Genomic DNA, 22,652 nt, shown 5'->3' on the forward strand with positions numbered 1-22,652 from the left:
CTCGCGCTGGCCATGCTGGTGGGCGCCGGCGCCGAGGCCCAGCCTCAGCCCATGCCAGCCGCCGCCATGATGACGCAACCACGCACGCAGGAGGTCTACCTTGACGTGAGGCTGGATGGCGAACCCACCGGCATGCTTTCCCGCTTCCGCGACAGCGGCGACGGGAGGCTCTACGCGCGCGGACAGGAGCTGGCCGCGCTGGGCCTGGATATCGGACGCATGGGCGTGGCGCCCGAGCAGGAAGTCCTGCTCGATGTCCTTCCCGGCCTGCGCTATCGCTACACGCCCGCATTGCAGGAGGTCGATCTCAGCATCGCACCCGCATTGCGCACCACCTATCGCGTCGACGCGCGCGGCATGGCCCCCACGCCGCCCGCCACGCCCGGCCGCGGCCTGCTGCTCAACTACGAGATCTACGCCCAGACCCGCCGCGAATCGCCGCTGGCGGCATGGAGCGAGCAGCGCTACTTCGACCGTCACGGCGTGTTCAGCAACACCGGTACGCTGCACTGGAACGGCCAGATGAACGGCTACGTACGCTTCGACACCAACTGGACCCGCTCAGACCCGCAAACGCTGCGCTCGCTGCAACTGGGCGACGCCATTTCCTCATCGCTGACGTGGAGCCGCGCCGTGCGGCTGGGCGGCCTGCAATGGCGCCGCAACTTTGATCTGCGGCCCGACCTCATCACCTTCCCCATCCCCGCGCTGGGCGGGACAGCCGCCGTGCCCACGGCCGTCGATGTGTACATCAACAACGTTCGCCGCTATACCGGCAACGTCCCCACCGGCCCCTTCGTGCTGAACGACATCACCGGCATCTCGGGGGCCGGGCTGGCCAACGTCATCACGCGCGATGCGCTGGGGCGCGACGTCTCCACCGCGATCCCCATCTACATCGACACGCGCCTGCTCGCGGCGGACCTTTCCAGCTACGCCGTGGAGCTGGGTTTCCTGCGCCGCAACTATGGCATGCGCTCGTTCGACTACGAACGCTCGCCCGCCGCCAGCGCCTCGGGGCGCTACGGTCTGAGCGACGCCTGGACGGTGGAGGGCCATGCCGAAGCGGCGTCGGGCCTGGCCAACGTCGGCGTCGGGCTGCTGGCGCGCCTGGGCACGGCAGGCGTCGCGAACGCCTCGCTGTCGGGCAGCACCGGCCGCCGGCAAGGCGCGCAAGTGGGCCTGGGGTACCAATACCTGGATGAGCATTATTCGCTGGACATCCAGGCGCAACGGCAACTGGGCGACCATGGCGACCTGGCCTCGCTGGGCGGCGCCCCCGGTGTGCGCAGCAACACCCGCGCGACCTTCTCCCTGCCGCTGGGCCAGGGCAATACCGCCTCGCTCAGCTACATCGGCCTGCGCTACCGCGGCGCGGACACCGCGCATGTCGCCTCCGCCTCGTACCTGATGAGCCTGGCGGGCCAGGTCGTGCTGAGCCTGAGCGCCTTCAAGGACTTCAGCCAGAACCAGGGAGTGGGGGGATTCGCCAATCTGAGCATCGCGCTGGGCAATATCTCGGCGGGAATGTCGGCGGGCAGGCAGAACGGGGAAACGCAACTTGGCGCCAGTGCGGTCAGGCCGGCGGATTATGGCGGTGGCTGGGGCTGGGGCACGCAGGCCGGCCAGACCCGGTCGTCACGGTATGGCCGGGCCTGGGGCCAATACCTGGGCCGCTACGGCGAGGCCATCGCCACCGTCGAGCAGTACGGCGGTGAAACGTCGGCCTCCTTGAACCTGGCGGGCGCCGTGGCGCTGATGCAAGGCACCGCGATGCCGGCGCGCCGCATCCACGATGGCTTCGCGCTGGTGTCGACCGACGGCACGCCCGACATCCCGGTCATGCACCAGAACCGCGTCATCGGCCGGACCAATGCCGCGGGCTACCTGCTGGTGCCGGAACTCAATGCCTACCAGCGCAACGACATCGAGATCGACACCTTGTCGCTCCCCGCCAGCGCAAGCATTCCGGTATCTTCCCGCACGGTGGTGCCGCAAGCGAGATCGGGCGTGCTGGCCCATTTCCCCATCCTGCAACAGGCCGCGGCCGTGCTGCTGCTGGTGGACGAGGCGGGCGGCCCCCTGCCCGTGGGCGCGCACGTGCTGCACGAGGAAGGCGACGAAGTCGGCGTGGTGGGCTATGACAGCATGACGTTCCTGAGCCGGCTGTCGCACCACAACGTCGTCGTGGTCACGTACGAAGGGGGTCGTTGCTTCGCGGCGTTCGAGTATGTACGCCCCGATGACGGCTCGCTGCCCACCGTGGGGCCGGTGACCTGCCGCAAGGAAGCCCCCGAATGACAGCGCGCCGGCTGATCTGGCTGATGGGGCCGCTGTTCCTGGCCGCGGGCGCGGCCCAGGCCCAGACCTGCTCGGCCACCGTGGCGGGCGGGGGCATCACCTTCAACAACGTCGACCCCATCGCCTTGAGCGCGGTCACGGCGCAGAGCACGCTGAGCGTGACATGCAATTGGGGACTGCTGGCCGCGCCCACCGTGCGCCTCTGCGTCAACCTCGGCCTGGGCAACAGCTCGACGAGCGTGAATCCGCGCCGCATGCAGCAAGGCACCGCCAACGCGCTGCAGTACCTGGTGCGCACCGGCTCGGCGGCTGGCCTGGTGCTGGGGTCCACCGAGACAAATAACCAACCCCTGAACGTCCAGATGACCTGGCCTGGCGGCGGCGTGAATACGCTGACGCAGACCTTCACCCTGTACGGTGAAATCCTGGCCAACCAGCCGGCGGTGCCCGTCACCAATGCGGCGACCACCGTCTACACCGAAACGTTCTCCTCGGCCAGTGCCCGGCTCACGTACCAGGGTTACGCGCTGCCCGTCCTGGACCCCGGCACCTGCCCGGTGCTCCTGGCCTCGAACAGCCCCATCGGTTTCACCGCGACCGCCAACGTCACCAAGAACTGCACCATTTCCGCCGCGCCCATGGCCTTTCCCCAAGGCAGCACGCTCGGCACCGCGCTGAACGCGACGAGTTCGCTGACCCTCAGGTGCTCAAACACCCTGCCCTACGCGATCGCGCTCAGCGGCGGCGGCAGCAACGCGGTCACCGCGCGGCGCATGTCGCGCACGGCCAATGGCGTGACGACGACCGTGAATTACCAGCTTTACCTGGATTCGGCCCGCTCGCAGATCTGGGGCGACGGGACGGGCGGCACGCTGCGCCATACCGCCACCGGCACGGGCTACCCCGCCCAGGTGACGGTCTACGGACAGGTGCCGGCGCAGGCCACGCCAGTACCGGGCGACTACAGCGACACGATCACGGCGACCATCCTCTTCTGAGCCGTCGGCCGACGCCCGGATCAGAAGAAGATATGCCAGGCGCCGTCGGGTGCGTCACGTGTGATGCGCACCGGTTCCCCATGCAGGCAATTGACCTGCGGCTGGGCGCGTGGGGACTGGCTGACCGAACAGGTGCCGAGAATGACCAGGCTCACGGGCATGGCCGCGCTGCGGATGGCTTCGGCAGTGGAGCGGGGGCTGGTCACCAGCAGCAGGCCGGCGACGGCTGCCAGGCAGGAAAGGCGGGGCATGGAGGAAGTCCTGGGAAGGGCCGCAGCACTATATCAACCCCACAACCGACCCTGTTTTTTTTCAGTCATGAAAACATTTTGTTTCAAATAAGAATGCAGGGACGTTGTCCGCAACTGGCGCGAGGGTTTCGATAACATTCATCTTCTTCTTCCTTTCATCAAGCAACTTCGCGCTTCCCTCCCTGAACGCCCGTATTGCCCACGTGCGCGCGCCTCTCTAACATCGGTCGGTTTTCCCCTTGCCGAGTTGCCCGCGCAACGCTGGATCCGCCATGTCCCACACCGCCACCCTGCCCCTTCCCACCCGCAAGCGCAACGTCGCCCAACGCGTCTCGCTGGACGAGATCCTGGCGCTCTACGACCTGCCCTTTCCCGAACTGCTGCACCGCGCGCAAACCGTGCATCGCGAGCATTTCGACCCGGCCGTGGTCGAGTTGGCCAGCCTGCTGTCCATCAAGACGGGCGGCTGTCCGGAAGACTGCGCCTACTGTCCGCAGTCGGCGCACCACGACACCGCCGTGGATGCCGACAAACTGATGCCGCTGGAGGAAGTGGTGGCCGCGGCTCGCCGCGCAAAGGCCGCCGGCGCGCAGCGCTTCTGCATGGGCGCTGCCTGGCGCAACCCCAAGCCCCGCCACATGGAGGCCGTGACGGCCATGGTGCGCGAGGTGAAGGCGCTGGGCCTGGAAACCTGCATGACGCTGGGCATGCTGGAAACCGAGCAGGCACGGGAACTGGCCGACGCCGGCCTGGACTACTACAACCACAATCTGGATACCTCGCCCGGCTTCTACGGCAACATCATCACCACCCGCACCTACCAGGACCGCCTGGACACCCTGGCGCGGGTGCGCGACGCCGGCATCAGCGTGTGCTGCGGCGGCATCGTCGGCCTGGGCGAATCGCGCCGCGAGCGCGCGGGCCTGGTGCATGAACTGGCCAACCAGTCGCCCTACCCGGAATCCGTGCCCATCAACAACCTGGTGCGCGTGGAAGGCACGCCGCTGGCCGACACCGACCCCATCGATCCCTTCGAGTTCGTGCGCACCATCGCCGTGGCGCGCATCACGATGCCGCGCGCGCGCGTGCGCCTGTCGGCGGGCCGCGAAGAAATGTCCGACGCCCTGCAGGCCCTGTGCTTCCTGGCGGGCGCGAACTCGATCTTCTACGGTGATACGCTGCTGACCACCGCCAACCCGCAGGCCGAGGCCGACCGCGCGCTGATGGCGCGCCTGGGCTTGCGCGTGGACGCGGCCCAGGTGCGCGAATGCGCCCAGGTCGCCTGAGGCCGCAAGACCCGCCTCTCTCATGCATTACCTTGCTCTCAGCATCACCTGCAGCGTCCTGGTCTCCGTCCTGCTGAAACTGGCACGCCGCCACGACATCGACGTGCGCCAGGCCGTCGCGGTGAATTACGCCGTGGCCGCCAGCCTGTGTGTGGCCCTGTTGCAACCATCGCTGGACACGCTGCAGCGTCCGGCCACGCCCTGGGCCGTGCTGATCGCGCTGGGCCTCCTGCTGCCCAGCGTCTTCCTGGCCATGGCGGCATCGGTGCGGCACGCCGGCATCGTGCGCAGCGACGCCGCCCAACGCCTGTCGCTGTTCATTCCGCTGCTGGCCGCCTTCCTCTTCTTCGGCCAACCCCTGACGGGCAAGGTCGGCGCGGGCATCGCCGTGGCCTTCGCGGCCCTGGCTTGCCTGATCGGCCGCCCCCAGCAAGGCCCGCAGGCCGGCGACGAGGGCCGTGGCCGCTGGGCCTGGCCCCTGGCCGTGTGGCTGGGCTACGGCGTCATCGACGTGCTGTTCAAGCAGTTGTCCAAGGCGGGCACGCAGTTCGCGGGCGGCCTGCTGGCGGCCTTCGTGCTGGCGGGCATCGTCATCACCGTCACGCTGCTGGCGCTGCGGGTGCGCTGGACCTGGCGCAATGCCGGGGCCGGCGTGCTGCTGGGCCTGGCCAATTTCGGCAACATCCTCTTCTATATCCGCGCGCACCAGCAGTACGCCGATGACCCCGCCGTGGTGTTCGCCGCCATGAACATCGGCGTCATCACGCTGGGCACCCTGGTGGGTGCCTTCGCCTTCCACGAGAAGCTCAGCGCCCGCAACTGGGCGGGCGTGGGACTGGCGGTGTCGGCGGTGCTGGTGCTGATCGGCTAGGCGGCAAGAACCCGCCCAGCCGATTCGCGCTCAAGCCACAAGGCCCCTCGCAGCGCTTGCTGAACATCCTGTAAGACAAGGGGCTGGCCGGCGCACCCTGACGCCGGCAGGTCTCAAGGCGCCGTCTTGCCCGGCGCCGGCGGCGCGTCGGGGCCTTCCATTTCCGTGACCGGTGAATTGTCCACGGCCACGGTTTCCACATAGACGTCTGCCTGCGGGTCCGTGCGCGGATCCAGCGTCCCCACCATGGGCGAGGCCTGCAGGCCGTCGGGCGCCGGCACGAAGTGCACCGGGGCTTCGTCCACGCGATGCAGGCCGGTGACCCGCTCGGGCCGCATGGTCGCCACCAGGATGGCCGCGCACAGCGAATTGAAGACGAAGAACATCCCTGAACCGCCATAGTCCATCAGCACGCCCGCGATCAGGGGCCCCACGCAGGCGCCCAGGCCATAGACGATGAGCAGCACGGCGGCCAGGCCCACGCGGCGCTCGGCCTCGACGTGGTCGTTGGCGAAGGCCGCGCCCAGCGGATACAGCGTGAAGAGCAGGATGCCGCACAGCGACGACAGCGTCAGCAGCAGCCAGAACGGCAGGCTCAGCCACCCCCACAGCGGCAGCACGATGAGCGTCAGCAGCAGCGCGTTGAAGCGGATCAACCCCACCCGGTTGACGCGGTCCGACAACCAGCCGATGGGCCATTGCGCCAGCAGCCCGGCCAGCACGGCCACCGCCACGAAGATGGCGGATTGGGAGGTGGTGTAGCCCTGCTGCGCGGCATAGACCGGCGCCAGGCCATAGAACGCGCCCGACAGGTTGCCCGCGACGAAGAGCGCGGTCAGCGACATGGGCACGCGCTTGACGAAGAATTTCACGTCCAGCGGCGTGGGCAGTTGCGCGGCCGGGTGGGAGCGTGCCGTCAGCGCCAGCGGCACCAGGCATACGGCGAAGCAGATGCCCACGAAGGTGAGCGGACGCAGGTCCAGCACCGGATAGGCGGTCAGGGCCAGCTGGCCCAGCACCGTGCCCAGCCCGGACACCAGCATGTAGAAGGAAAACACGCGGCCGCGCTGGCGATTCTCGGTCTGCTCGTTGAGCCAGCTCTCGATCACCATGAGCTGCGTCACCATCGCCACGCCGGTGATGATGCGGAACACCAGCCAGGCGGGCAACGCCTCGACCAGGGTCTGCAGCAGGATCATCGAGGTGGCCACCGCCGCACAGGCCACGTAGGCGCGGATGTGCCCGACGCGGATGATCAGCTTGTGCCCCATGCGCGCGCCGCAGACCAGGCCCAGGTAATAGCCCGCGATCAGCGCGCCCACCCACACGGCGCCCACGGCCTGTGAGTTCAGGCGCAGCGCGACATAGGTATTGAAGAGGCCCGTCCCGACCATCATCAGCAGGGAGGCCAGGTACAGCGAGGAGAAGGAAGTCAGTGTGGCAAGCATGGCGGCGCGGTGATTGGAATCATCCGCGCGGGACCGCTCCCGCGCGGTCCGGGGCGCGCACGGCCCCGGCAACACACGAAACGTGAAACGTGATCAGGCAGCCTGGCCCAGCAGGGTGTCGACGTCGCTGACCTCGAACTTGCCGGCCTGCTCGACGTTCAACGCCTTGATGACGCCGTCCTCGATCAGCGCCGAGTAGCGCTGCGAACGCACGCCCATGCCCCGGGCAGTCAGATCCAGCTCCTGGCCCATGGCGCGGGTCCAGTCAGCCGAGCCATCGGCCAGCATGCGGACCTTGCCGGCCACGCCTTGCTCACGGCCCCAGGCGCCCATGACGAAGGCGTCATTGACGGAGACACACCAGATTTCGTCCACGCCGGCCTGGCGCAGCGCGTCGGCCTTCTGCACGAAGCCGGGCAGGTGCTTGGCCGAGCAGGTGGGGGTGAAGGCGCCAGGCACCGCGAACAGCGCGATCTTCTTGCCGCGGGTCAGGTCCGACACCTTGAAGGCGTTCGGGCCCAGCGTGCAACCTTCGGTTTCGGTTTCGATGAATTCGGTCAGCGTGCCTTCGGGCACGCGATCACCGGCTTTTACCGTCATGGGGGTCTCCGTGGGGGCGGAGCCGCCCACCCGGGCGGCCCTCAGCCGCCATCATAGAACGCCCGCCGGCCAGCTTGCTGTAAGACGCTGCTACTGACCGGCGCCCGCCCCTCATGGGCCCGCCATCAGGAGCGCAGCGCAGTTGGCTCCGCCAGTCCGCCAGCGCCGCCCCCTTGAGGGGGAAGCGCCAACGGCGCTTCGGGGGTGGACCTATCTATTTCAGGGAGAAATCCACCCGGGAGGTCGGGCCGCCGTCGTCCACCCCTTTCGCGTCCAGGCGGGGCGCCACCAGGAAGATCCGGTCCGCCGGCCCCTTCTCCATCAGCAGTTCCATCACCGCCCGGGCGCGATCCTCCGCCAGCGCCCGCAAGGCATCCTCGCCCGCCGGGGCGGCGGCCAGCATCAGCGCCTTCATTTCCTCGGGCGGCAGCGACTTGGCGATGCCGACGAAGTTGCGCGGCTTCTCGATGTCGGCCTCGCCATAGGCATCTTCCAGGTACTTGGCCTCGTCGCCCGCCTCGAGCTTGACCGTGTCCGGGTCGACCTTGCGCGCGCGCGTAGACAGCGCGGCGGCCTTGGCCTGCCGCAGCTGGGCATCCAGCCAGGCCTGGCGCAGCCCGTCGGCATCCACCGCCGGGTCGGCGCGCCCGCTCACGTCCAGCTTCAGCGCGGGACGATCCGCCAGGGCGGCCGACAAGGTATCGATATTGGCCAGCGCTGCGTCCGACAGCGCTGCACTGCCCGGCTCGAAGGCGATGAAGGACAGTTCCTCGCCGCCGCCGAAAGCCGAGGCCAGCAAGGAGAACGGTGCCGTCACGGCCTTGGAGATCAGGTTGATGAAGACCTGCACGACGATGCCGCCCACCGAGAATTCGGGATCGTCCAGCGACCCCGAGACCGGCAGGTTGATGTCGATGTTGCCATGACGGTCCTTCAGCAGCGATACGGCCAGCAGCACCGGCAGCTTCAGCGCATCGGGGCTGTCGGTGCGCGGACCGAAGGTGAGCTGGTTCAGCACCACCTTGTTGCGCGCGGTGAGCTTGCGGTCCTCGACCTTGTAGGTCACATCCACCGACAGCTTGCCGCGCTCGATGGGATAGCCCACGTACTTGGCCGAATAGGTCGTGAACGTGGGCAGGTCCACGCCCTGGGCGATGGCCCGCAACTCCAGCGCCAGGAACGCGCCGAAAGGCTGCACCTTGCCCTCCAGCGAGAACGGCGCGTTGTCATAGACCCGGCCCTTGACCTTGACGTCGGCGGGCTGCGGCCGGGTCGAGGAGACCGCGGAAACCGTGCCCTGCAGGCGCGTCAGGTCGGCCGTGTAGTTCGGCTTCACGAAACGATCGGTGAAGTTGATCTTGCCGGACTTCAGCGTCAGGCTGCGCAGCGACACGTCCGGCGTGGCCCCGCTGGCGGCGGCGTCGGTGCGCGTGGTCTGGGTGCCCTGCGTGATCGAACCGCCCGCCTCGCCAGGGTTCGCCACGATGTCCGACAGGTTCAGCGTGCCTTCGGAACTGAGGATCACCCGGCCATAGAAATCGTCCAGCGTGACTTCGCCCAGGTCGGCCGCCACCTTTTCGCCCTGCAACGAGAAGGCGCTGCGCGCCAGCGACAGCTGCTTGAAGCGCAGGAAGTCGCTGCGCGTGACGCGGTCATCCAGGCGCAGGTTGCCGACCTCGATATCGCCTCGCCAGGACGCGCGCATCGGCGTCTTGCCGTCGGCCGCCTGGAACGCCGCCTTGCCGCGTCCGCCCAGCGCCACGCCGCGCACGGTGGCGTTCAGGCTGGACGCGATGTAGGGCGCGAAGCCCGACAACTCCAGCGCCGCCAGGTCCACGTCGGCCTTCACCGCCAGGGGCGCTGGCGTCAGCACGCCGGTCACCGTCAGCCTGCCGTCGCCCTGCAAGCCCTGGCCCTGGACCTTGAAGGCGGTATCGCCCTTCAGGTCCGGCGTCAGGCGGTCGGCGGTGACGGCCAGCGATTGCGCCGCCACCTTCACCACCGGCTTAGCCGAGATGTCCTGCGCCGTCACGCCGTCCAGGCGCGCGCCCAGGTCGCTGAAGGAAATGGCCATGTCACCGCCAGTCTGCGAGACGCGCACCCGCGTACGGGCGCCCAGCGTGCCGGCATCCACCTGCCACCCCAGGCCCGCCTTCGCCAGCATGGGCTGCAGGATCTTGAGCGGCAGCGTCTCCATCTGCACCTGCAAGTCTGCGGACAGGGGCTGCGGCGACAGGCTGCCGTGCAATGCCAGCGTGGCGCCATCTGGGTTGCGGGCATCCACCTGCAGCGCCGCGGGCTGCCCCGCCGGCTGCGGCAGCGCCACGTCGTTCAGCTGGACGCCCACGCCTTCCAGGGCATAGGTGAAACCGAGGCTGTCATCCTGGACCGGGATGCGGCCGTCCTGGAGCACGAAGGCACCCAGCTTGACCTGCCAGGCGTCAGGCTTGCGGTCCCCTTCGGTCTCGGGTTTGGTCTCGGGTTTGGTCTCGGGTTTGGTCTCGGGCTTGGTCTCGGACGGGGCCTCGGCGGGGCTGGCCGCCTGCGGCAGGATCGCCTGCCAGTTCAATTCCCCCGCGGCATTGCGCTGCAACGCGGCCACCGGCGCATCCAGCACGATCTTTTCCACCGAGGCCTGTTGCGCCAGCGGCATCAGGTCCACGCCTTCGATCCCCAGCGCGCGCCAGCCCAGCAGCGGCTGCCCGCCGGCCTCGCGCACATCCAGTTCACGCAGCCCCGCCCTGCCGGTGATCCGCAAGGTGGGGACCGCGCCCGCGGGCTGGGCGAACGTCATTTGCAGGTCGGAATCAAGCAAGGCCCGCTCGACCTTGACGGCTACCGGCAGCGGCCACGCATCGGCCAGTTCCTGCAATGCCAGGCCATCGAAGCGCAGGTGCAGCGACGAAGGCCGCTCGGCCTCGAAGGGCCGCGTCGTGCCGTCCATGTCCAGGACACTGCCATTGATGCGCGCATGCAGGCGCGGCAGCACGTCGATGTCGGTGGCGTAAGCCAGCGTCGACAGGAAAGGCAGGCCCAGCGTGAGTTCATCGATCACATGGCGCCGGCCCGTGACCTTGTCATCCAGCAGCAGGCTGCCGTCCAGCAGCTCCACGTTGTTCAGCGAAAAGCGCGGCAGGCCGGTATCGGGCCTGGGCGGCGCGGCGGGGTCCTCGGCCGACAGCGCCTGGACGCGCGTGACGATGTCCGAGAACGAGAAACGCGTGGCGTCCTCGCGCGTGGCAACCAGGCGGGGCTGGCGCAGGATCAGCCGGTCGACCACCGGCGCGAAGCGGAACACCGACGCCCAGGCGGCGCTGGCCTCCAGCTCCACGAAGGTCAGCAGCGGCGGACCGTCGGGCTGGCTCACCGCAAGCTCGCGCACGCGCAGGGTCAAGGAAAAGGGATTGAAGCTGACCTGCCCCACCGAGATGGGCCGGCCGATGGCTTGCGCGGCCTGCTCCTGCAGGGCGCCATGCACCAGCCTGGGCACGCCCCAGGCGGCCAGCGCCGCCAGCAGCAACAGCACCCCAAGCGTCCAGGCCACGATGCGCCAGGTGCGGGGATGCCGCAAGCCACGAACCAGGCGGCCACGCAGCGCCTGTCCACGTCCGCTCTTGCCCGTTGCCATCTTGTCGTTCATTGCCACTCCGGTCAGCCGCTACCCGCTTGCGGCGCATTATCGCGTCCGCAGCGCGCCTCGTCTATGATTGGCCTCACGCGCGCGCGCCCGCGCCGCGCCCCTTTTGCCCGCAACCCGCCAAGACACCCATGACAGAACCCGTTGCGGCGCTCAGCCACCTCGATGACGCCGGCCAGATCCGGATGGTCGACGTGGGCGCCAAGACCCCGACCCTGCGCACCGCCATCGCCCGTGGCCGCGTGCGCCTCTCCGCCCCCGCCTATGCCCTGCTGACCCAGCCGGGCCAGGGCAAGGGCGAGGTACTGAACACCGCGCGCGTGGCAGGCATCCTGGCCGCCAAGCGCTGCGCCGACCTCATCCCCCTGTGCCACAGCCTGCCGCTGGCGTTCGCGGGCGTCGACTTCTCGCTGGACGATGCCGCATGCACCGTCGCTATCCGCGCCACCTGCCGCACCAGCGGCCAGACCGGCGTCGAGATGGAAGCCATGACCGCCGTCAGCGTGGCCGCGCTCACGCTCTACGACATGTGCAAGGCGGCCGACAAGGGCATCGTGATCGAGGACATCTGCCTGGAATACAAATCTGGAGGAAAGAGCGGTGAGTGGCGACGCGAAGATTGAACTGCTGTATTTCGCCCGCGTCGCCGAACTGACCGGCAAGCGCGGCGAATCCTGGCCGCTGGCCCAGGCCCAGCGCGGCGACACGCTGCTGGCCGAGCTCGAGGCGCGCTATCCGAAGCTTGCGCCGGCCGCGCGCCTGAAGCTGGCCGTGAACCAGCTGCACGCCAAGCCCACCATCCTGATCCAGCCCGGCGACGAAGTCGCCGTGTTCGAACCCGTCACCGGAGGCTGACCCCATGCGCCGTGTCATCGTGCAGGAATCCGATTTCGACGCCGCGGCGCTGCAACGCGCGCTGTACGAGGCCTGTGCCGGACGCGCCGGGGCCATCGCCACCTTCACCGGCTATGTGCGCGACCATGCGCCGGATCAAGCCACGCAGACGCTCTACCTGGAACACTATCCGGGCATGTGCGAACGCGAACTGCAGGAGATCGGCGACGCCGCCATGCAGCGCTGGGACATCGGCGGCTACGTGATCCTGCACCGCGTGGGCGAGCTGCCCCGCCACGCGCAGATCGTCTTCGTCGCGGCCGCCTCGGCGCATCGCGGCGAGGCCTTCCGCGCCTGCGAATACATCATGGATGCGCTCAAGACCCGCGCGCCGTTCTGGAAGCGCGAGAGGCTGACCAGCGGCGAGCAGTTCTGGGTGCAGGCCCGCGACGCCGATTTCGACAAGACCCGCCGCTGGGACGATGCGCCCGCGGCCATGCCCCCCGCCGACCAGGAGCAGGAACAATGAGCGACGAAGAGACCGTTTCCAAAGAAAGCGTTTCCATCAAGCACCTTGCCTGCGCGGTGCTGACCATCAGCGACACGCGCAGCGCGGGCGACGACACCTCGGGCAACCTGCTGGCCGCCAGCCTGGCGCATGCGGGCCATGACTGCCGCAAGCGCGACATCGTCAAGGACGACGTCTACCAGATCCGCCGCGTCATCAGCGACTGGATCGCCGACGAGGAGATCCAGGTCATCCTCACCACCGGCGGCACCGGCTTCTCGCACAAGGACAATACGCCGCGCGCGATCACTCCCCTGCTGGACGTCGACATCCCGGGCTTCGGCGAACTGTTCCGCCAGCTCTCCTTCCAGGAGATCGGCACCTCCACCGTGCAGTCGCGCGCGCTCGCCGGCATGGCCAACGGCACGGTGATCTTCTGCCTGCCCGGCTCCAACAACGCCTGCCGGACCGCTTTCGACAGCATCATCCGCGACCAGCTCGACAGCCGGCAGAAGTGCAATTTCGTCACCCACCTGATCCGGGAATGACCCCTATCTCCATGCTTGATTTCGACACCGCCCAACGCCAGCTCTCGGAAGCCGGCCCCGCCCCTTCCCGCCAGGAAACCGTTACGCTGGGCCAGGCCCTGGGCCGCGTGCTGGCGCAGACCCTGCACGCCCGCTTCGACGCCCCGCCGGCGGACAACAGCGCCATGGACGGCTATGCCATCCGCGCGGCCGACTACGCGCAAGGCAAGGCGCTGCGGGTGCAGCAGCGCGTCTTCGCGGGCGACGAGGCCGCGCCGCTCGTGCCCGGCCAGGCCACCCGGCTCTTCACGGGCAGCCTGATCCCCGACGGCGCCGACACGGTGGTCATGCAGGAGCACTGCAACGAAGCCGATGGCCAGGTCACGATCAACACCGCTCCCACTCCGGGCCAGCACGTGCGCCGCCGCGGCGAGGACATCGCCGAAGGCGCCGTCCTGCTGGAAGCCGGCACCGTCATCGGCGCGGCCCAGGTCGCCGCGCTGGCCTCGCAAGGCCTGCACGAGGTTCCCGTGCATGCGCGCCTGCGCATCGGCATCCTCACCACTGGCGACGAGCTGGTCGCGCCGGGCCAGCCGCGCGCCACGCAACAGATCTACAACAGCAACGGCCCGATGCTGGCCGCCCTGGTCGCCGGCATGGGCGCCGAGCCCGCGCACGTGCTGCACGCGCGCGACGACGCCCAGGACCTGGACCGCGCGCTGCGCACGCTGCTGGCCGATTGCGACGTGGTGATCAGCGTGGGCGGCGTGTCCGTCGGCGAAAAGGATCTGGTCAAGCCCGCGCTGGAAGCGCTGGGTGGCGAACTGGCGCTGTGGAAAGTGCGCATGAAGCCCGGCAAGCCGCTGGCGCTGGCGCAGGTGCAGGGCAAGCCCGTGGTCTGCCTGCCGGGCAATCCGGTGTCGGCCTATGCCGTGTTCGCCCTGATGGTCACCCCGCTGCTGCGCCGCATGCAGGGCCGCGCGCTGGTGTTTCCCGCCATCGAGCGCGGCGTGCTGCAGACCGACAAGCGCTATCGCGACGACCGTGAGGAATTCGTGCGCGTGCAAAGCGAGGCCGATCCCGCCGGCACGCGCCGGCTGCGGCTCTATCCGCAGCAGGGCTCGGGCGTGCTCAGTTCCCTGACGTGGGCGCATGGCCTGGCGCGCCTGCCCGCCGACACGTCATTGGGCAATGGCGACCATGTGCGGTATTACGACCTGAAGCACTGGCTGGCCTGAGCACCAGAAAAAGGCTCCACTGGAGCCTTTTTCTTTTCCCACACGCGCGCCGCCTACTCCACCGTCGCACCCGACGTCTTCACCACCTCCGCCCAGCGCGGAATCTCCTTGGCCATCAATTCACGCAGATCCTCGGGCGAGCCGCCCACCAGCTCCATGCCCATGGTCTGGATCAACTGGGCCTGCACGTCCGGCGCCTTCAACACCTCGGCGATTTCCTTGGACAGACGCTGGACGATTTCCGGCGGCGTGCCCTTGGGCGCGTAGACCGCCTGCCAGGATGCCACCTGGAAGCCCTTCACGCCTGCCTCCTCCAGCGTCGGCGTCTCCGGTGACAGCGCGATGCGATTGCCGGTGGTCACGGCCAACAGCTTCAGCTTGCCCTGCTGCAACAGCGGCAGCGCCGCCGTCATCTGGTCGAACATGAACGTGACCGCGCCCGAGGACACGTCGATCATGGCCGGCGGCGTGCCCTTGTACGGCACGTGCGTGAGCGGCACGCCGATGGTCTCGGCGAACAGCGCGCCCGTCAGGTGCGTGGACGTGCCGGCGCCGGAAGACGCATAGGTGCGCTTGTTCGGATGCTTCTTCAGCACCTCGATCAGTTCCGCCACCGTGTTCACCCCCAGGTTCGGGTCCACCAGCAGCACATTGGGCAGCGTGGCCACCAGCGAGACCGGCTCGAAATCGGCCACCGGGTCATAGCGCAGGTTCTTGTAGAGGCTGGCGTTGATGGCGTGCGTGCTGATGGTGCCGCCGAACAGCGTGTAGCCATCGGGCGTGGCCTTGGCGACGTAGCTGGCGCCGATGCCGCCGGCCGCGCCGGGCTTGTTTTCCACCACCACGTTCTGCCCCAGGCGCTGGCCCAGTTTCTGCGCCAGCAGGCGTCCCACCACGTCGGTGGAGCCGCCGACCGTGAACGGCACCACATAGGAAATGGGCTTGCGCTTGGGCCAGTCATCGGCGGCCAGCGCCGGCGCGGCGGCGCCAGCCAGGAGGGCACAGGCGAGCAGGCCCGCCGTGCGGCGGACCAGGCAAAGCACGGGATACGGCGTCATCATGTCTCCTCGCCCTTTTCGGGCTTATGGTGATCGGGCGCCCGCGCCGGTGGCTGGCGCCCTTGGGGTCAGCGCCCTTGCTCGCGGCGCCAGGCTTCGAAGCGCTCGCGCGTGGCAGGATGCGTGGGCGGATACAGGCCGACGATGCTTTCGCCGGCGCGCACGCGCTCGGTGACGAAATCCTCGAAGGCGGTCATCTCGGTGGCCTCGCGCGCGATCTCCTCGGCCATCTCGGCGGGAATGACGATCACGGCCTCGGCATCGCCCACGATGATGTCGCCGGGGAACACCGCCACGTCGCCGCAGGCGATCGGCAGGTTGATGTCGATGGCCTGGTGCAGGCACAGGTTGGTGGGTGCGGCGGGCCGGTGGTGATAGGCCGGGATGGCCAGCGTGGCGATCTCGGCGGAGTCGCGAAAGCCGCCGTCCGTGACCACGCCCGCCACGCCGCGCTGCATGAGGCGGGTGACCAGGATGCCGCCCGCCGAGGCCGCGCGCGCGTCCTTGCGGCTGTCTATCACCATGACGCCGCCGGCGGGGCACTGCTCGACCGCCTTGCGTTGCGGGTGCTCGGGGTTCTCGAACACCTTGATGGTGTTCAGGTCCTCGCGCGCCGGGATGTAGCGCAGGGTATAGGCCGGTCCGACCATGTTGGGCAGGCCGGGATTCAGTGGCAGCACGTCCTGGATGCACTGGTTGCGCAGGCCGCGCTTGAACAAGGCCGTGGACAGGGTGGCGGTGGACACGCGGGACAGGGCGTCGCGGGTTTGCGGGGAAAGCGGGTGGGAGCTCATGCGGATTCCGTGGCAGTCAGTAGATGTCGGGTTCGGCGACGGGCGGGCCGAAGTCGGTGGTCAGGAAATCGAAGTCGGCGCCGCTGTCGGCCTGCGCCACGTGGCGCGCGAACATCCAGCCATAACCGCGCCCCGTCTTGGCGGCAGGCGGCGTCCAGGCCGCGCGGCGGCGCGCCAGCTCGGCCTCGTCCACCAGCATGTCCAGCCGGCGGGCGGGCAGGTCCAGCCGCACGATGTCGCCCGTGCGCAGCAGGGCCAGCGGTCCGCCCACATGCGACTCGGGCGCCACGTGCAGCACGCAGGCGCCGTAGCTCGTGCCGCTCATGCGTGCGTCCGACAGGCGCAGCATGTCGCGATGGCCCTGCTTGAGCAGCGCCTTGGGCATGGGCAGCATGCCCCACTCGGGCATGCCCGGTCCGCCCTGCGGGCCGGCGCCGCGCAGGACCATGACATGGTCGGGGGTGATGTCCAGGTCCTCGTCCTCGACCGCGGCCTTCATCTCGGGATAGCTGTCGAAGACCAGCGCCGGACCTTCATGGCGATGGAAACGCGGATCACAGGCCGCGGGCTTGATGACCGCGCCGTCCGGCGCCAGGTTGCCCTTCAACACGGCCAGCGAGCCTTCTCGATAGATGGGGTTGTCCAGGCCGCGGATGACGTCGTCGTTGTAGCAACGCGCGCCCGCCAAGGTGTCGCCCAGGGGTTGCCCGCTGACCGTCATGGCCGTCAGGTCGAGCTTGTCGCCCATCTTGGCCATCAGCGCGCGCAGCCCGCCCGCGTAATAGAAGTCTTCCATCAGGTACTGCGTGCCGGTGGGCCGGATGTTGGCCAGCACGGGGACGTGCCGGCTGGCCGCATCCAGGTCGTCGAGCGTGAGCGGCACGCCCGCGCGCCGCGCCATGGCCACCAGGTGCACCACGGCATTGGTCGAACAGCCGGTGGCCATGGCCACGGCCACGGCATTGCCCACGGCGGCGGCCGTCACGATCCGGTTCGGCGTCAGGTCTTCATGCACCATCTCCACGATGCGGCGCCCCACGGCCGAGGCCATGCGGATGTGGTTGGCGTCCGGCGCCGGAATCGAGCTGGCGCCCGGCAGGGTCAGGCCCATCGCCTCGGCAATGGCGGTCATGGTGCTGGCCGTGCCCATGGTCATGCAATGTCCATACGAGCGCGCGATGCCGCCCTCGGCCTCCGTCCACTCCTGCGCCGACATCAGGCCCGCGCGCCGGTCGTCCCAGAACTTCCACGCGTCCGAGCCCGAGCCCAGGTACTGGCCGCGGTAGTTGCCGCGCAGCATGGGGCCGGCGGGCAGGTAGATCATGGGCAGGCCCATGCTGAGCGCGCCCATCACCAGGCCCGGCGTGGTCTTGTCGCAGCCGCCCATCAGCACCGCGCCGTCCACCGGATGCGAGCGCAGCAATTCCTCCGCCTCCATCGCCAGCATGTTGCGATACAGCATGGTGGTCGGCTTCACATAGCTTTCCGACAACGACAGCGCCGGCAGCTCCAGCGGAAAGCCGCCCGCCTGCAGGATGCCGCGCTTGACGTCCTCGACGCGATGCTTGAAGTGCGCGTGGCAGGGGTTGGCGTCGGACCAGGTGTTGAGGATGGCGATGATGGGCTTGCCCATCCACTCTTCAGGCGCGTACCCCATCTGCATGGTGCGGGACCGGTGCCCCGAACTGCGCAGGTCGTCGGGGGCGAACCAGCGCGCGCTGCGCAGCGTGGCGGGGTCCTTGCGGGGAGCGTCGCTCATGGAATGCCTGTCTCCGTGTGTGGCATGTCCTGGCGGTGCCAGGGATTTTTCCGGCTGGGTGGCCGTCTTTTTCGAAGTAAAACACTAATATATTAGTGCGTCAATGCTGGGGCGCCCGCGCGCCCAGCCTACAATGTGCTGCCTTCGAGATTGCCTGAATGAAGCTGGACACCCTGCCCGTCGACCTGCACCTGGACCGTTCCCGCCATGCCGCCCCGCAGGTGGTGGAAAAACTCCGCGAACTGATCCTGTCGCTGGCGCTCGAGCCCGGCACCGTGCTCTCGCGCCCGGAACTGGCCGAGCAGTTCGGCTTGAGCCAGACGCCCATCCGCGACGCCCTCATCCAGTTGCGCGATGAAGGCCTGGTCGACATCTTTCCCCAGCACACCACCGTCGTCAGCCGCATCGACGTGGCGGCCGCGCGCCAGGCGCACTTCCTGCGCCGCGCGCTGGAGCTGGAAATCGTCCATGAACTCGCCGGCAGGCAGGATCCCGCGCTGGCCGCAAGGCTGAACGCGCACATCGCCACGCAGGAAGCCTGCCTGCAGGCGGCGCGCTACGCGGACTTCATCGTGTCGGACCAGGCCTTCCACCGCGAGATGCACGAGGCCGCGGGGGTGACCGCCCTGTGGGAACTGGAGCAGCGCTACAGCGGCCACGTGCGCCGCCTGCGCCACCTGCACCTGCCCGAGGCCGGCCAGGCGCAGCGCATCCTGCGTGATCACCGCCGCATCGTCGGCGCGCTGGTGTCAGGCAATGCCGCCGCCGCGCAGACAGCCTTGCGCGAGCACCTGTCCGGCACGCTCAGCCACGTCGACGACATCTGCGAACGCTATCCGCAGTATGTGACACGCCCGGCGAAGTAAGCACCGGGCGGCGCTGTCAGCCCAGCCTGTCAGGCCTGCTCGTCCACGCCCGACAAGGTCTCCACCAGCTTGCCCAACGCACTCCAGTCCAGGCTGCCTTCCCCTGCGCTGCACACGCCTTCCAGCAGTTGCGCGATGAGCGCGGCGCCGGGCATGAAGACGCCCCGGTCCTGTCCGGCCTGCAAGGCCAGCCGCAGGTCCTTGCGCATCAGTTCGGCCTTGAAGCCCGGCTGGAAGTCCCGCTCGATCAGGCGCAGCGCATTCTTCTCCAGCACCATGCTGCGCGCGGCGCCGCCCAGCAGGGCCTCGCGCACCACGGCGGGCGGGACGTCGTGGCGGCGCGCCAGCGCGAACGCCTCGGCCACGCCCAGCATGACACCCGTGACCGCGACCTGGTTGCAGGCCTTCACCACCTGGCCCGCGCCGACGCCGCCCACGTGCGCCACCTTCGACCCGATGGCCTGCAGATAAGGCAGGCAGGCCTCGAAGACCGCCGCGTCGCCTCCCACCATGCAGCTCAGGCTGCCGGTGGCCGCGCCCTGCTGGCCGCCGCTCACCGGCGAATCCAGCATGGCCACGCCGCGCTCGGCCAGCCGCGCCGCGAAGCCGCGCGTCGCGGGCGCGCTGATGGTGCTGGTGTCGATCACCGTGCTGCCCGCGGCCAACGCCTGGGCCAGTCCGCCCTCGCCGAACAGCACGGCCTCGACCGCCGCGGTATCGGACAGGCACAGGAAGACCACGCGGCATGACGCACCCAGCGCCGCGATGCTGTCGGCGGCCTGGGCACCCTGCTCGACCAGCGGCGGCATGGCCTGGGCATTGCGGTTGAAGACGGTCACGGCATGCCCGGCGCGCAACAGCGAACCGGCCATGCCGCGCCCCATCACGCCCAGGCCGATGAAGCCGACGCGGACAGGGGAAGAGGATTGAGTCGCAGACATCGTGTGCCAGGCTCCTTGTGCAAGGTTGGGGGGGATCAGGGTTTGGGCAGGGTGCGCAGCGAATCACCGATGAGTTCATAGCCCGCGTCGATCTGCTGCTGGAAGGCGGGGCCGTCGGCATAGTCGGTCATGAGGCCCGTCTTCTCGGTGAAACCCTTCCAGGCCGGCGTATCCAGCGCGGCCTTGAACGCGTCATGCAGCGTGCGATAGACGGGCTCGGGCAAACCGGCAGGCGCCATCAGGCCCTTCATGTTGTCCAGCGCCACCGGGTAGCCCAGCTCGGTCACGGTGGGCACGTCGGGAAAGGCCGGCACGCGCTTGTCGGAGAACACAGCCACCGGCTTGATGCGCCCGCCGTTGATGAGGCCCATCACCTCCTCGGGCGCACCGAAGGCCATGTCGACCTGCCCGCCCGCCAGCGCCAGCAGCGAATCGGCGGCGCCCTTGTAGGGCACGTGCAGGAAATTCAGCCCGCTCTTGGCCTGGAACACCAGCATGGTGGAGTGGAACAGGCTGCCCTCGCCCGTCGAGCCATAGGACAGCGAACCCGGCGCTTTCTTCGCCTGCTCGATGATCGACTGCATGGTCTGGTGCGGCGAGTCCGCCTTCACGGCCAGCACCGAGGGCAGGCGCGCCACTTTCAGCACCGGCGTGAAGTCCTTGCGCGGGTCGTACGAGAGCTTCTGGTGATTGCCCACCGAGGTCGTCTCGCTGCCGCCGCCCACGAAGAGCTGGTAGCCGTCGGGCTTGGCCTGCGCGATCTGCTGCGCGGCCAGCGCGCCGGCCGCGCCGGGCCGATTCACCACCACCACGGGCACCGGGAACGTGTCCTTCACCGCATTGGACAGCTGTCGCGCGATCTGGTCGGCCGAGCCGCCCGGCGCAAAGCCCACCACGATCTCGATGGACCGTTGCGGCGTCCAGTCCTGCGCGGCCGCGGGCGCTGCCCCCAGCAGCGCCGCCATGCCCGCGCCGGCCCCCGCCAACCGGACGCTGCGCCACGACAATGAAAGGAAATGCCCGGCACGCGCCGCGCCTTGCTGGATGCGAATCATGTCTGTCTCCGTCTTATGGTTATTCGCCAGGTGCGTCGGTGCGCCCCAGCTTGTCGGGCAACTCTAGCAAGGCTGGGGGACGGTAGAAAGTGATAAATTCCGCAAGGCTTTCATCGCTTTTATCGAACACAAGAACGCGCCCAGACGGCCTGCACGCCGGGGCCGCGGCCACACCAAGAGACAACGATGACCCTCAAGCAGCTGGAAGCCTTCTATGCCGCCGCCACCTCGGCCAGCTTCGCGGTCGCGGCCGCGCAATTGCATCTCTCGCAGTCCTCGCTTTCCAAGCGCATCGCCGAACTGGAACAGACGCTGGGCCGGACACTCTTCGATCGCGCCGGACACCGGTCCGCGCTGACCGCCGCGGGCAAGCTGCTGCTGCCGCGTGCGCGGGACATGCTGGCCGCCGCCGACGCGGCGCGCGCCGCCGTGGGCCAGGACGATCCGCTGCAAGGCCTGTGCCGCTTCGGCCTGGGAGAACTCGCGGCCATGACCTGGCTGCCGCGCTTCGTGGCGCGCTGCCGGGAGGACTTCCCGGCGCTGCAACTGGAACCGCAAGTGGACATGGGCCAGGCGCTGGAAAGCCGGCTGACCAGCGGCGAACTGGATTTCGCCGTGGTGGCCGGCTGGTCCTCGCACAATGCCATTGCCTCGCACACCATCGCCGAGGTGCGCTATGGCTGGGCTGGCGCGCCCGAGCTGCTGCGGGGCCGACGGATCATCACGGCCGAAGTGCTGCAGGACGTTCCCGTGATCACCATGCCGCCCGCGGCCGGCTCCACCCGCCTCTTCGATGCCTGGCTCAGCGCCAACACGCTGGCCGTGCCGCGCCGCCTCGTCTGCAACAACATGTCCGCCATCGCGGGACTGGTGCGCGCAGGCATCGGCGTGAGCTTCTTTCCGGAAGGCTGGCTGAAACCGCTGGTGGAGCGCGGCGCGGTGGCGGTCCTGGACAGCGACCCGCCTTTGCGTGCGCTGCACTACTCCTTCCAGTGGCGGCGCGACGACATCCGGCCGGCCCTGGCGGCCCTGCGTGAACGGGTGGTGCAGGTGGCGGACTTCAGCGTGCCGCACCCGCTGTGGTGAAGACGGGCGCTCAGCCCTCGCGCGCGAGATCCTCGGGCGTATTGAGGTTGTCGAAAGCCTCGGCCTGGTCGTCGAAATCCATCGCCACGGCGCCGGCCTCGCGCAGCCACCCTTGCACGCGGCGTTCGCCGCGCGACAGGTAGTCCAGCAGGCCGGGCAACAGGGTGGTGGCGGCCAGCATGCACACGGGCTGCCAACGGCCTTGCGTGGCCGCCACGGCAAGCGGCGCGTGCGCGGCTTGCGCCGCCTGCAGCAGGCGGCTGGCCAGGTCGGCCGGCACCCGCGGCATGTCGCAGGCCCAGGTCAGCACCCAGCCCGCGGGCGCGACCGGCAGGGCCGACGCGAGCCCCGCCAGCGGCCCCTGGTAACTCCCCAGCACGGGATCATCCGGCACCACCGTGCCATAGGCGGCGTAGTCCGCCAGGTTGCGATTCGCGCTGATCAAGAGGCCATCGACCTGCGGCCGCAGGCCCGCGCACACGTGCGCGACCAGCGGCTGGCCGCGCCAGGCCAGCAGGCCCTTGTCGCGCGCGCCCATGCGCAGGCCTTGTCCGCCCGCCAGGATCAAGCCGGTGAGGGTCTCGCGCATGAAGT

Annotated in this window: 21 protein-coding genes; 11 read left to right on the forward strand and 10 right to left on the reverse strand. The window is 69.0% G+C overall.

From position 1 onward, the window contains the following. Positions 1–66 precede the first annotated feature (66 nt). Positions 67–2,301, forward strand: coding sequence for a fimbria/pilus outer membrane usher protein (locus ODI_RS17045; RefSeq protein ID WP_231968078.1), 2,235 nt, complete (start codon positions 67–69; stop codon positions 2,299–2,301). Beyond that, on the forward strand, positions 2,298–3,299 hold the full coding sequence (locus ODI_RS17050; protein ID WP_067750094.1) for a Csu type fimbrial protein: 1,002 nt from the start codon (positions 2,298–2,300) through the stop codon (positions 3,297–3,299). The genes ODI_RS17045 and ODI_RS17050 overlap by 4 nt, the downstream gene beginning before the upstream one ends. A 20-nt stretch (positions 3,300–3,319) precedes the next feature. On the opposite strand, the gene ODI_RS17055 is transcribed toward ODI_RS17050, so the two are convergent. After that, positions 3,320–3,550 carry a hypothetical protein gene (locus ODI_RS17055; RefSeq protein WP_067750092.1) on the reverse strand — a complete coding sequence of 77 codons (231 nt, stop codon included), beginning with the start codon at positions 3,548–3,550 and terminating at the stop codon, positions 3,320–3,322. 272 nt (positions 3,551–3,822) lie between these two features. Between ODI_RS17055 and bioB the strand changes: the two genes are divergently transcribed. Both bioB and ODI_RS17065 read left to right on the forward strand, forming a co-directional pair. Beyond that, complete coding sequence (gene bioB, locus ODI_RS17060) at positions 3,823–4,836, forward strand: biotin synthase BioB (protein WP_067750090.1); 1,014 nt, start codon at positions 3,823–3,825, stop codon at positions 4,834–4,836. Between the two features lie 22 nt (positions 4,837–4,858). Next, positions 4,859–5,707, forward strand: coding sequence for a DMT family transporter (locus tag ODI_RS17065; protein ID WP_067750088.1), 849 nt, complete (start codon positions 4,859–4,861; stop codon positions 5,705–5,707). Positions 5,708–5,820: 113 nt separating this feature from the next. Here ODI_RS17065 and ODI_RS17070 read toward each other — a convergent pair whose 3' ends face one another. From ODI_RS17070 to ODI_RS17080, 3 genes are all read right to left on the reverse strand, one after another. Beyond that, positions 5,821–7,155, reverse strand: a complete 1,335-nt coding sequence (locus ODI_RS17070) for an MFS transporter (RefSeq protein ID WP_067750086.1) — start codon at positions 7,153–7,155, stop codon at positions 5,821–5,823. Positions 7,156–7,248: 93 nt separating this feature from the next. After that, complete coding sequence (locus tag ODI_RS17075; RefSeq protein WP_067750084.1) at positions 7,249–7,755, reverse strand: peroxiredoxin; 507 nt, start codon at positions 7,753–7,755, stop codon at positions 7,249–7,251. Between the two features lie 214 nt (positions 7,756–7,969). Then, positions 7,970–11,395: a DUF748 domain-containing protein gene (locus tag ODI_RS17080; RefSeq protein ID WP_231968079.1), complete on the reverse strand. Its 3,426-nt coding sequence runs from the start codon at positions 11,393–11,395 to the stop codon at positions 7,970–7,972. A gap of 128 nt (positions 11,396–11,523) precedes the next feature. On the opposite strand from ODI_RS17080, the gene moaC reads away from it, so the two are divergent. Genes moaC through ODI_RS17105 form a run of 5 tightly spaced genes read left to right on the forward strand, consistent with a single transcriptional unit; the run spans position 11,524 to position 14,499 of the window. Then, the gene (gene moaC, locus ODI_RS17085) at positions 11,524–12,015 is read left to right on the forward strand and encodes a cyclic pyranopterin monophosphate synthase MoaC (RefSeq protein WP_067750082.1); all 492 of its coding nucleotides are present in this window, start codon (positions 11,524–11,526) and stop codon (positions 12,013–12,015) included. Further along, the gene (locus ODI_RS17090; protein WP_082985156.1) at positions 11,993–12,247 is read left to right on the forward strand and encodes a MoaD/ThiS family protein; all 255 of its coding nucleotides are present in this window, start codon (positions 11,993–11,995) and stop codon (positions 12,245–12,247) included. The genes moaC and ODI_RS17090 overlap by 23 nt, the downstream gene beginning before the upstream one ends. Positions 12,248–12,251: 4 nt before the next feature. Next, complete coding sequence (locus tag ODI_RS17095) at positions 12,252–12,755, forward strand: molybdenum cofactor biosynthesis protein MoaE (protein WP_067750080.1); 504 nt, start codon at positions 12,252–12,254, stop codon at positions 12,753–12,755. Beyond that, positions 12,752–13,282, forward strand: coding sequence for a molybdenum cofactor biosynthesis protein B (gene moaB, locus ODI_RS17100; RefSeq protein ID WP_067750078.1), 531 nt, complete (start codon positions 12,752–12,754; stop codon positions 13,280–13,282). Before ODI_RS17095 ends, moaB begins: the two co-directional genes overlap by 4 nt. An 11-nt stretch (positions 13,283–13,293) precedes the next feature. Then, positions 13,294–14,499, forward strand: a complete 1,206-nt coding sequence (locus ODI_RS17105) for a molybdopterin molybdotransferase MoeA (RefSeq protein ID WP_067750076.1) — start codon at positions 13,294–13,296, stop codon at positions 14,497–14,499. 53 nt (positions 14,500–14,552) lie between these two features. On the opposite strand, the gene ODI_RS17110 is transcribed toward ODI_RS17105, so the two are convergent. The 3 genes from ODI_RS17110 to araD all read right to left on the reverse strand — a co-directional run bounded on the left by ODI_RS17110 (position 14,553) and on the right by araD (position 18,110). Continuing rightward, a complete protein-coding gene (locus ODI_RS17110) occupies positions 14,553–15,557 on the reverse strand; it encodes a Bug family tripartite tricarboxylate transporter substrate binding protein (protein ID WP_067750144.1) in 1,005 nt (334 codons plus the stop codon). A 68-nt stretch (positions 15,558–15,625) separates the two neighbouring features. Beyond that, positions 15,626–16,351, reverse strand: a complete 726-nt coding sequence (locus tag ODI_RS17115; protein WP_067750074.1) for a ribonuclease activity regulator RraA — start codon at positions 16,349–16,351, stop codon at positions 15,626–15,628. Positions 16,352–16,367: 16 nt separating this feature from the next. Then, entirely contained in the window at positions 16,368–18,110 is a 1,743-nt protein-coding gene (gene araD, locus ODI_RS17120; RefSeq protein ID WP_067750073.1) for an L-arabinonate dehydratase, read from the reverse strand. Between the two features lie 158 nt (positions 18,111–18,268). On the opposite strand from araD, the gene ODI_RS17125 reads away from it, so the two are divergent. Continuing rightward, positions 18,269–18,976: a GntR family transcriptional regulator gene (locus ODI_RS17125; protein WP_067750072.1), complete on the forward strand. Its 708-nt coding sequence runs from the start codon at positions 18,269–18,271 to the stop codon at positions 18,974–18,976. A 29-nt stretch (positions 18,977–19,005) separates the two neighbouring features. On the opposite strand, the gene ODI_RS17130 is transcribed toward ODI_RS17125, so the two are convergent. Both ODI_RS17130 and ODI_RS17135 read right to left on the reverse strand, forming a co-directional pair. Next, the gene (locus ODI_RS17130) at positions 19,006–19,917 is read right to left on the reverse strand and encodes an NAD(P)-dependent oxidoreductase (RefSeq protein WP_067750071.1); all 912 of its coding nucleotides are present in this window, start codon (positions 19,915–19,917) and stop codon (positions 19,006–19,008) included. 35 nt (positions 19,918–19,952) lie between these two features. Continuing rightward, positions 19,953–20,972, reverse strand: coding sequence for a Bug family tripartite tricarboxylate transporter substrate binding protein (locus ODI_RS17135; RefSeq protein ID WP_082985155.1), 1,020 nt, complete (start codon positions 20,970–20,972; stop codon positions 19,953–19,955). 186 nt (positions 20,973–21,158) lie between these two features. Between ODI_RS17135 and ODI_RS17140 the strand changes: the two genes are divergently transcribed. Further along, a complete protein-coding gene (locus tag ODI_RS17140; RefSeq protein ID WP_067750070.1) occupies positions 21,159–22,058 on the forward strand; it encodes a LysR family transcriptional regulator in 900 nt (299 codons plus the stop codon). A 10-nt stretch (positions 22,059–22,068) separates the two neighbouring features. Here ODI_RS17140 and mobA read toward each other — a convergent pair whose 3' ends face one another. Next, entirely contained in the window at positions 22,069–22,647 is a 579-nt protein-coding gene (gene mobA, locus ODI_RS17145) for a molybdenum cofactor guanylyltransferase MobA (RefSeq protein ID WP_067750068.1), read from the reverse strand. Positions 22,648–22,652: the final 5 nt, after the last annotated feature.

Source organism: Orrella dioscoreae (genome assembly GCF_900089455.2).
Taxonomy (GTDB): Bacteria; Pseudomonadota; Gammaproteobacteria; order Burkholderiales; family Burkholderiaceae_B; genus Orrella; species Orrella dioscoreae.

What these genes read in the sequence shown, in the direction of transcription:
- ODI_RS17135 (WP_082985155.1), bottom strand. Translation starts at nt 20,972, where the DNA reads ATGATTCGCATCCAGCAAGGCGCGGCGCGTGCCGGGCATTTCCTTTCA.
- bioB (WP_067750090.1), top strand. Translation starts at nt 3,823, where the DNA reads ATGTCCCACACCGCCACCCTGCCCCTTCCCACCCGCAAGCGCAACGTC.
- moaC (WP_067750082.1), top strand. Translation starts at nt 11,524, where the DNA reads ATGACAGAACCCGTTGCGGCGCTCAGCCACCTCGATGACGCCGGCCAG.
- moaB (WP_067750078.1), top strand. Translation starts at nt 12,752, where the DNA reads ATGAGCGACGAAGAGACCGTTTCCAAAGAAAGCGTTTCCATCAAGCAC.
- ODI_RS17075 (WP_067750084.1), bottom strand. Translation starts at nt 7,755, where the DNA reads ATGACGGTAAAAGCCGGTGATCGCGTGCCCGAAGGCACGCTGACCGAA.
- mobA (WP_067750068.1), bottom strand. Translation starts at nt 22,647, where the DNA reads ATGCGCGAGACCCTCACCGGCTTGATCCTGGCGGGCGGACAAGGCCTG.
- ODI_RS17055 (WP_067750092.1), bottom strand. Translation starts at nt 3,550, where the DNA reads ATGCCCCGCCTTTCCTGCCTGGCAGCCGTCGCCGGCCTGCTGCTGGTG.
- ODI_RS17115 (WP_067750074.1), bottom strand. Translation starts at nt 16,351, where the DNA reads ATGAGCTCCCACCCGCTTTCCCCGCAAACCCGCGACGCCCTGTCCCGC.
- ODI_RS17045 (WP_231968078.1), top strand. Translation starts at nt 67, where the DNA reads ATGATGACGCAACCACGCACGCAGGAGGTCTACCTTGACGTGAGGCTG.
- ODI_RS17095 (WP_067750080.1), top strand. Translation starts at nt 12,252, where the DNA reads ATGCGCCGTGTCATCGTGCAGGAATCCGATTTCGACGCCGCGGCGCTG.
- araD (WP_067750073.1), bottom strand. Translation starts at nt 18,110, where the DNA reads ATGAGCGACGCTCCCCGCAAGGACCCCGCCACGCTGCGCAGCGCGCGC.
- ODI_RS17125 (WP_067750072.1), top strand. Translation starts at nt 18,269, where the DNA reads ATGAAGCTGGACACCCTGCCCGTCGACCTGCACCTGGACCGTTCCCGC.
- ODI_RS17080 (WP_231968079.1), bottom strand. Translation starts at nt 11,395, where the DNA reads ATGAACGACAAGATGGCAACGGGCAAGAGCGGACGTGGACAGGCGCTG.
- ODI_RS17050 (WP_067750094.1), top strand. Translation starts at nt 2,298, where the DNA reads ATGACAGCGCGCCGGCTGATCTGGCTGATGGGGCCGCTGTTCCTGGCC.
- ODI_RS17065 (WP_067750088.1), top strand. Translation starts at nt 4,859, where the DNA reads ATGCATTACCTTGCTCTCAGCATCACCTGCAGCGTCCTGGTCTCCGTC.
- ODI_RS17130 (WP_067750071.1), bottom strand. Translation starts at nt 19,917, where the DNA reads ATGTCTGCGACTCAATCCTCTTCCCCTGTCCGCGTCGGCTTCATCGGC.
- ODI_RS17105 (WP_067750076.1), top strand. Translation starts at nt 13,294, where the DNA reads ATGCTTGATTTCGACACCGCCCAACGCCAGCTCTCGGAAGCCGGCCCC.
- ODI_RS17070 (WP_067750086.1), bottom strand. Translation starts at nt 7,155, where the DNA reads ATGCTTGCCACACTGACTTCCTTCTCCTCGCTGTACCTGGCCTCCCTG.
- ODI_RS17140 (WP_067750070.1), top strand. Translation starts at nt 21,159, where the DNA reads ATGACCCTCAAGCAGCTGGAAGCCTTCTATGCCGCCGCCACCTCGGCC.
- ODI_RS17110 (WP_067750144.1), bottom strand. Translation starts at nt 15,557, where the DNA reads ATGACGCCGTATCCCGTGCTTTGCCTGGTCCGCCGCACGGCGGGCCTG.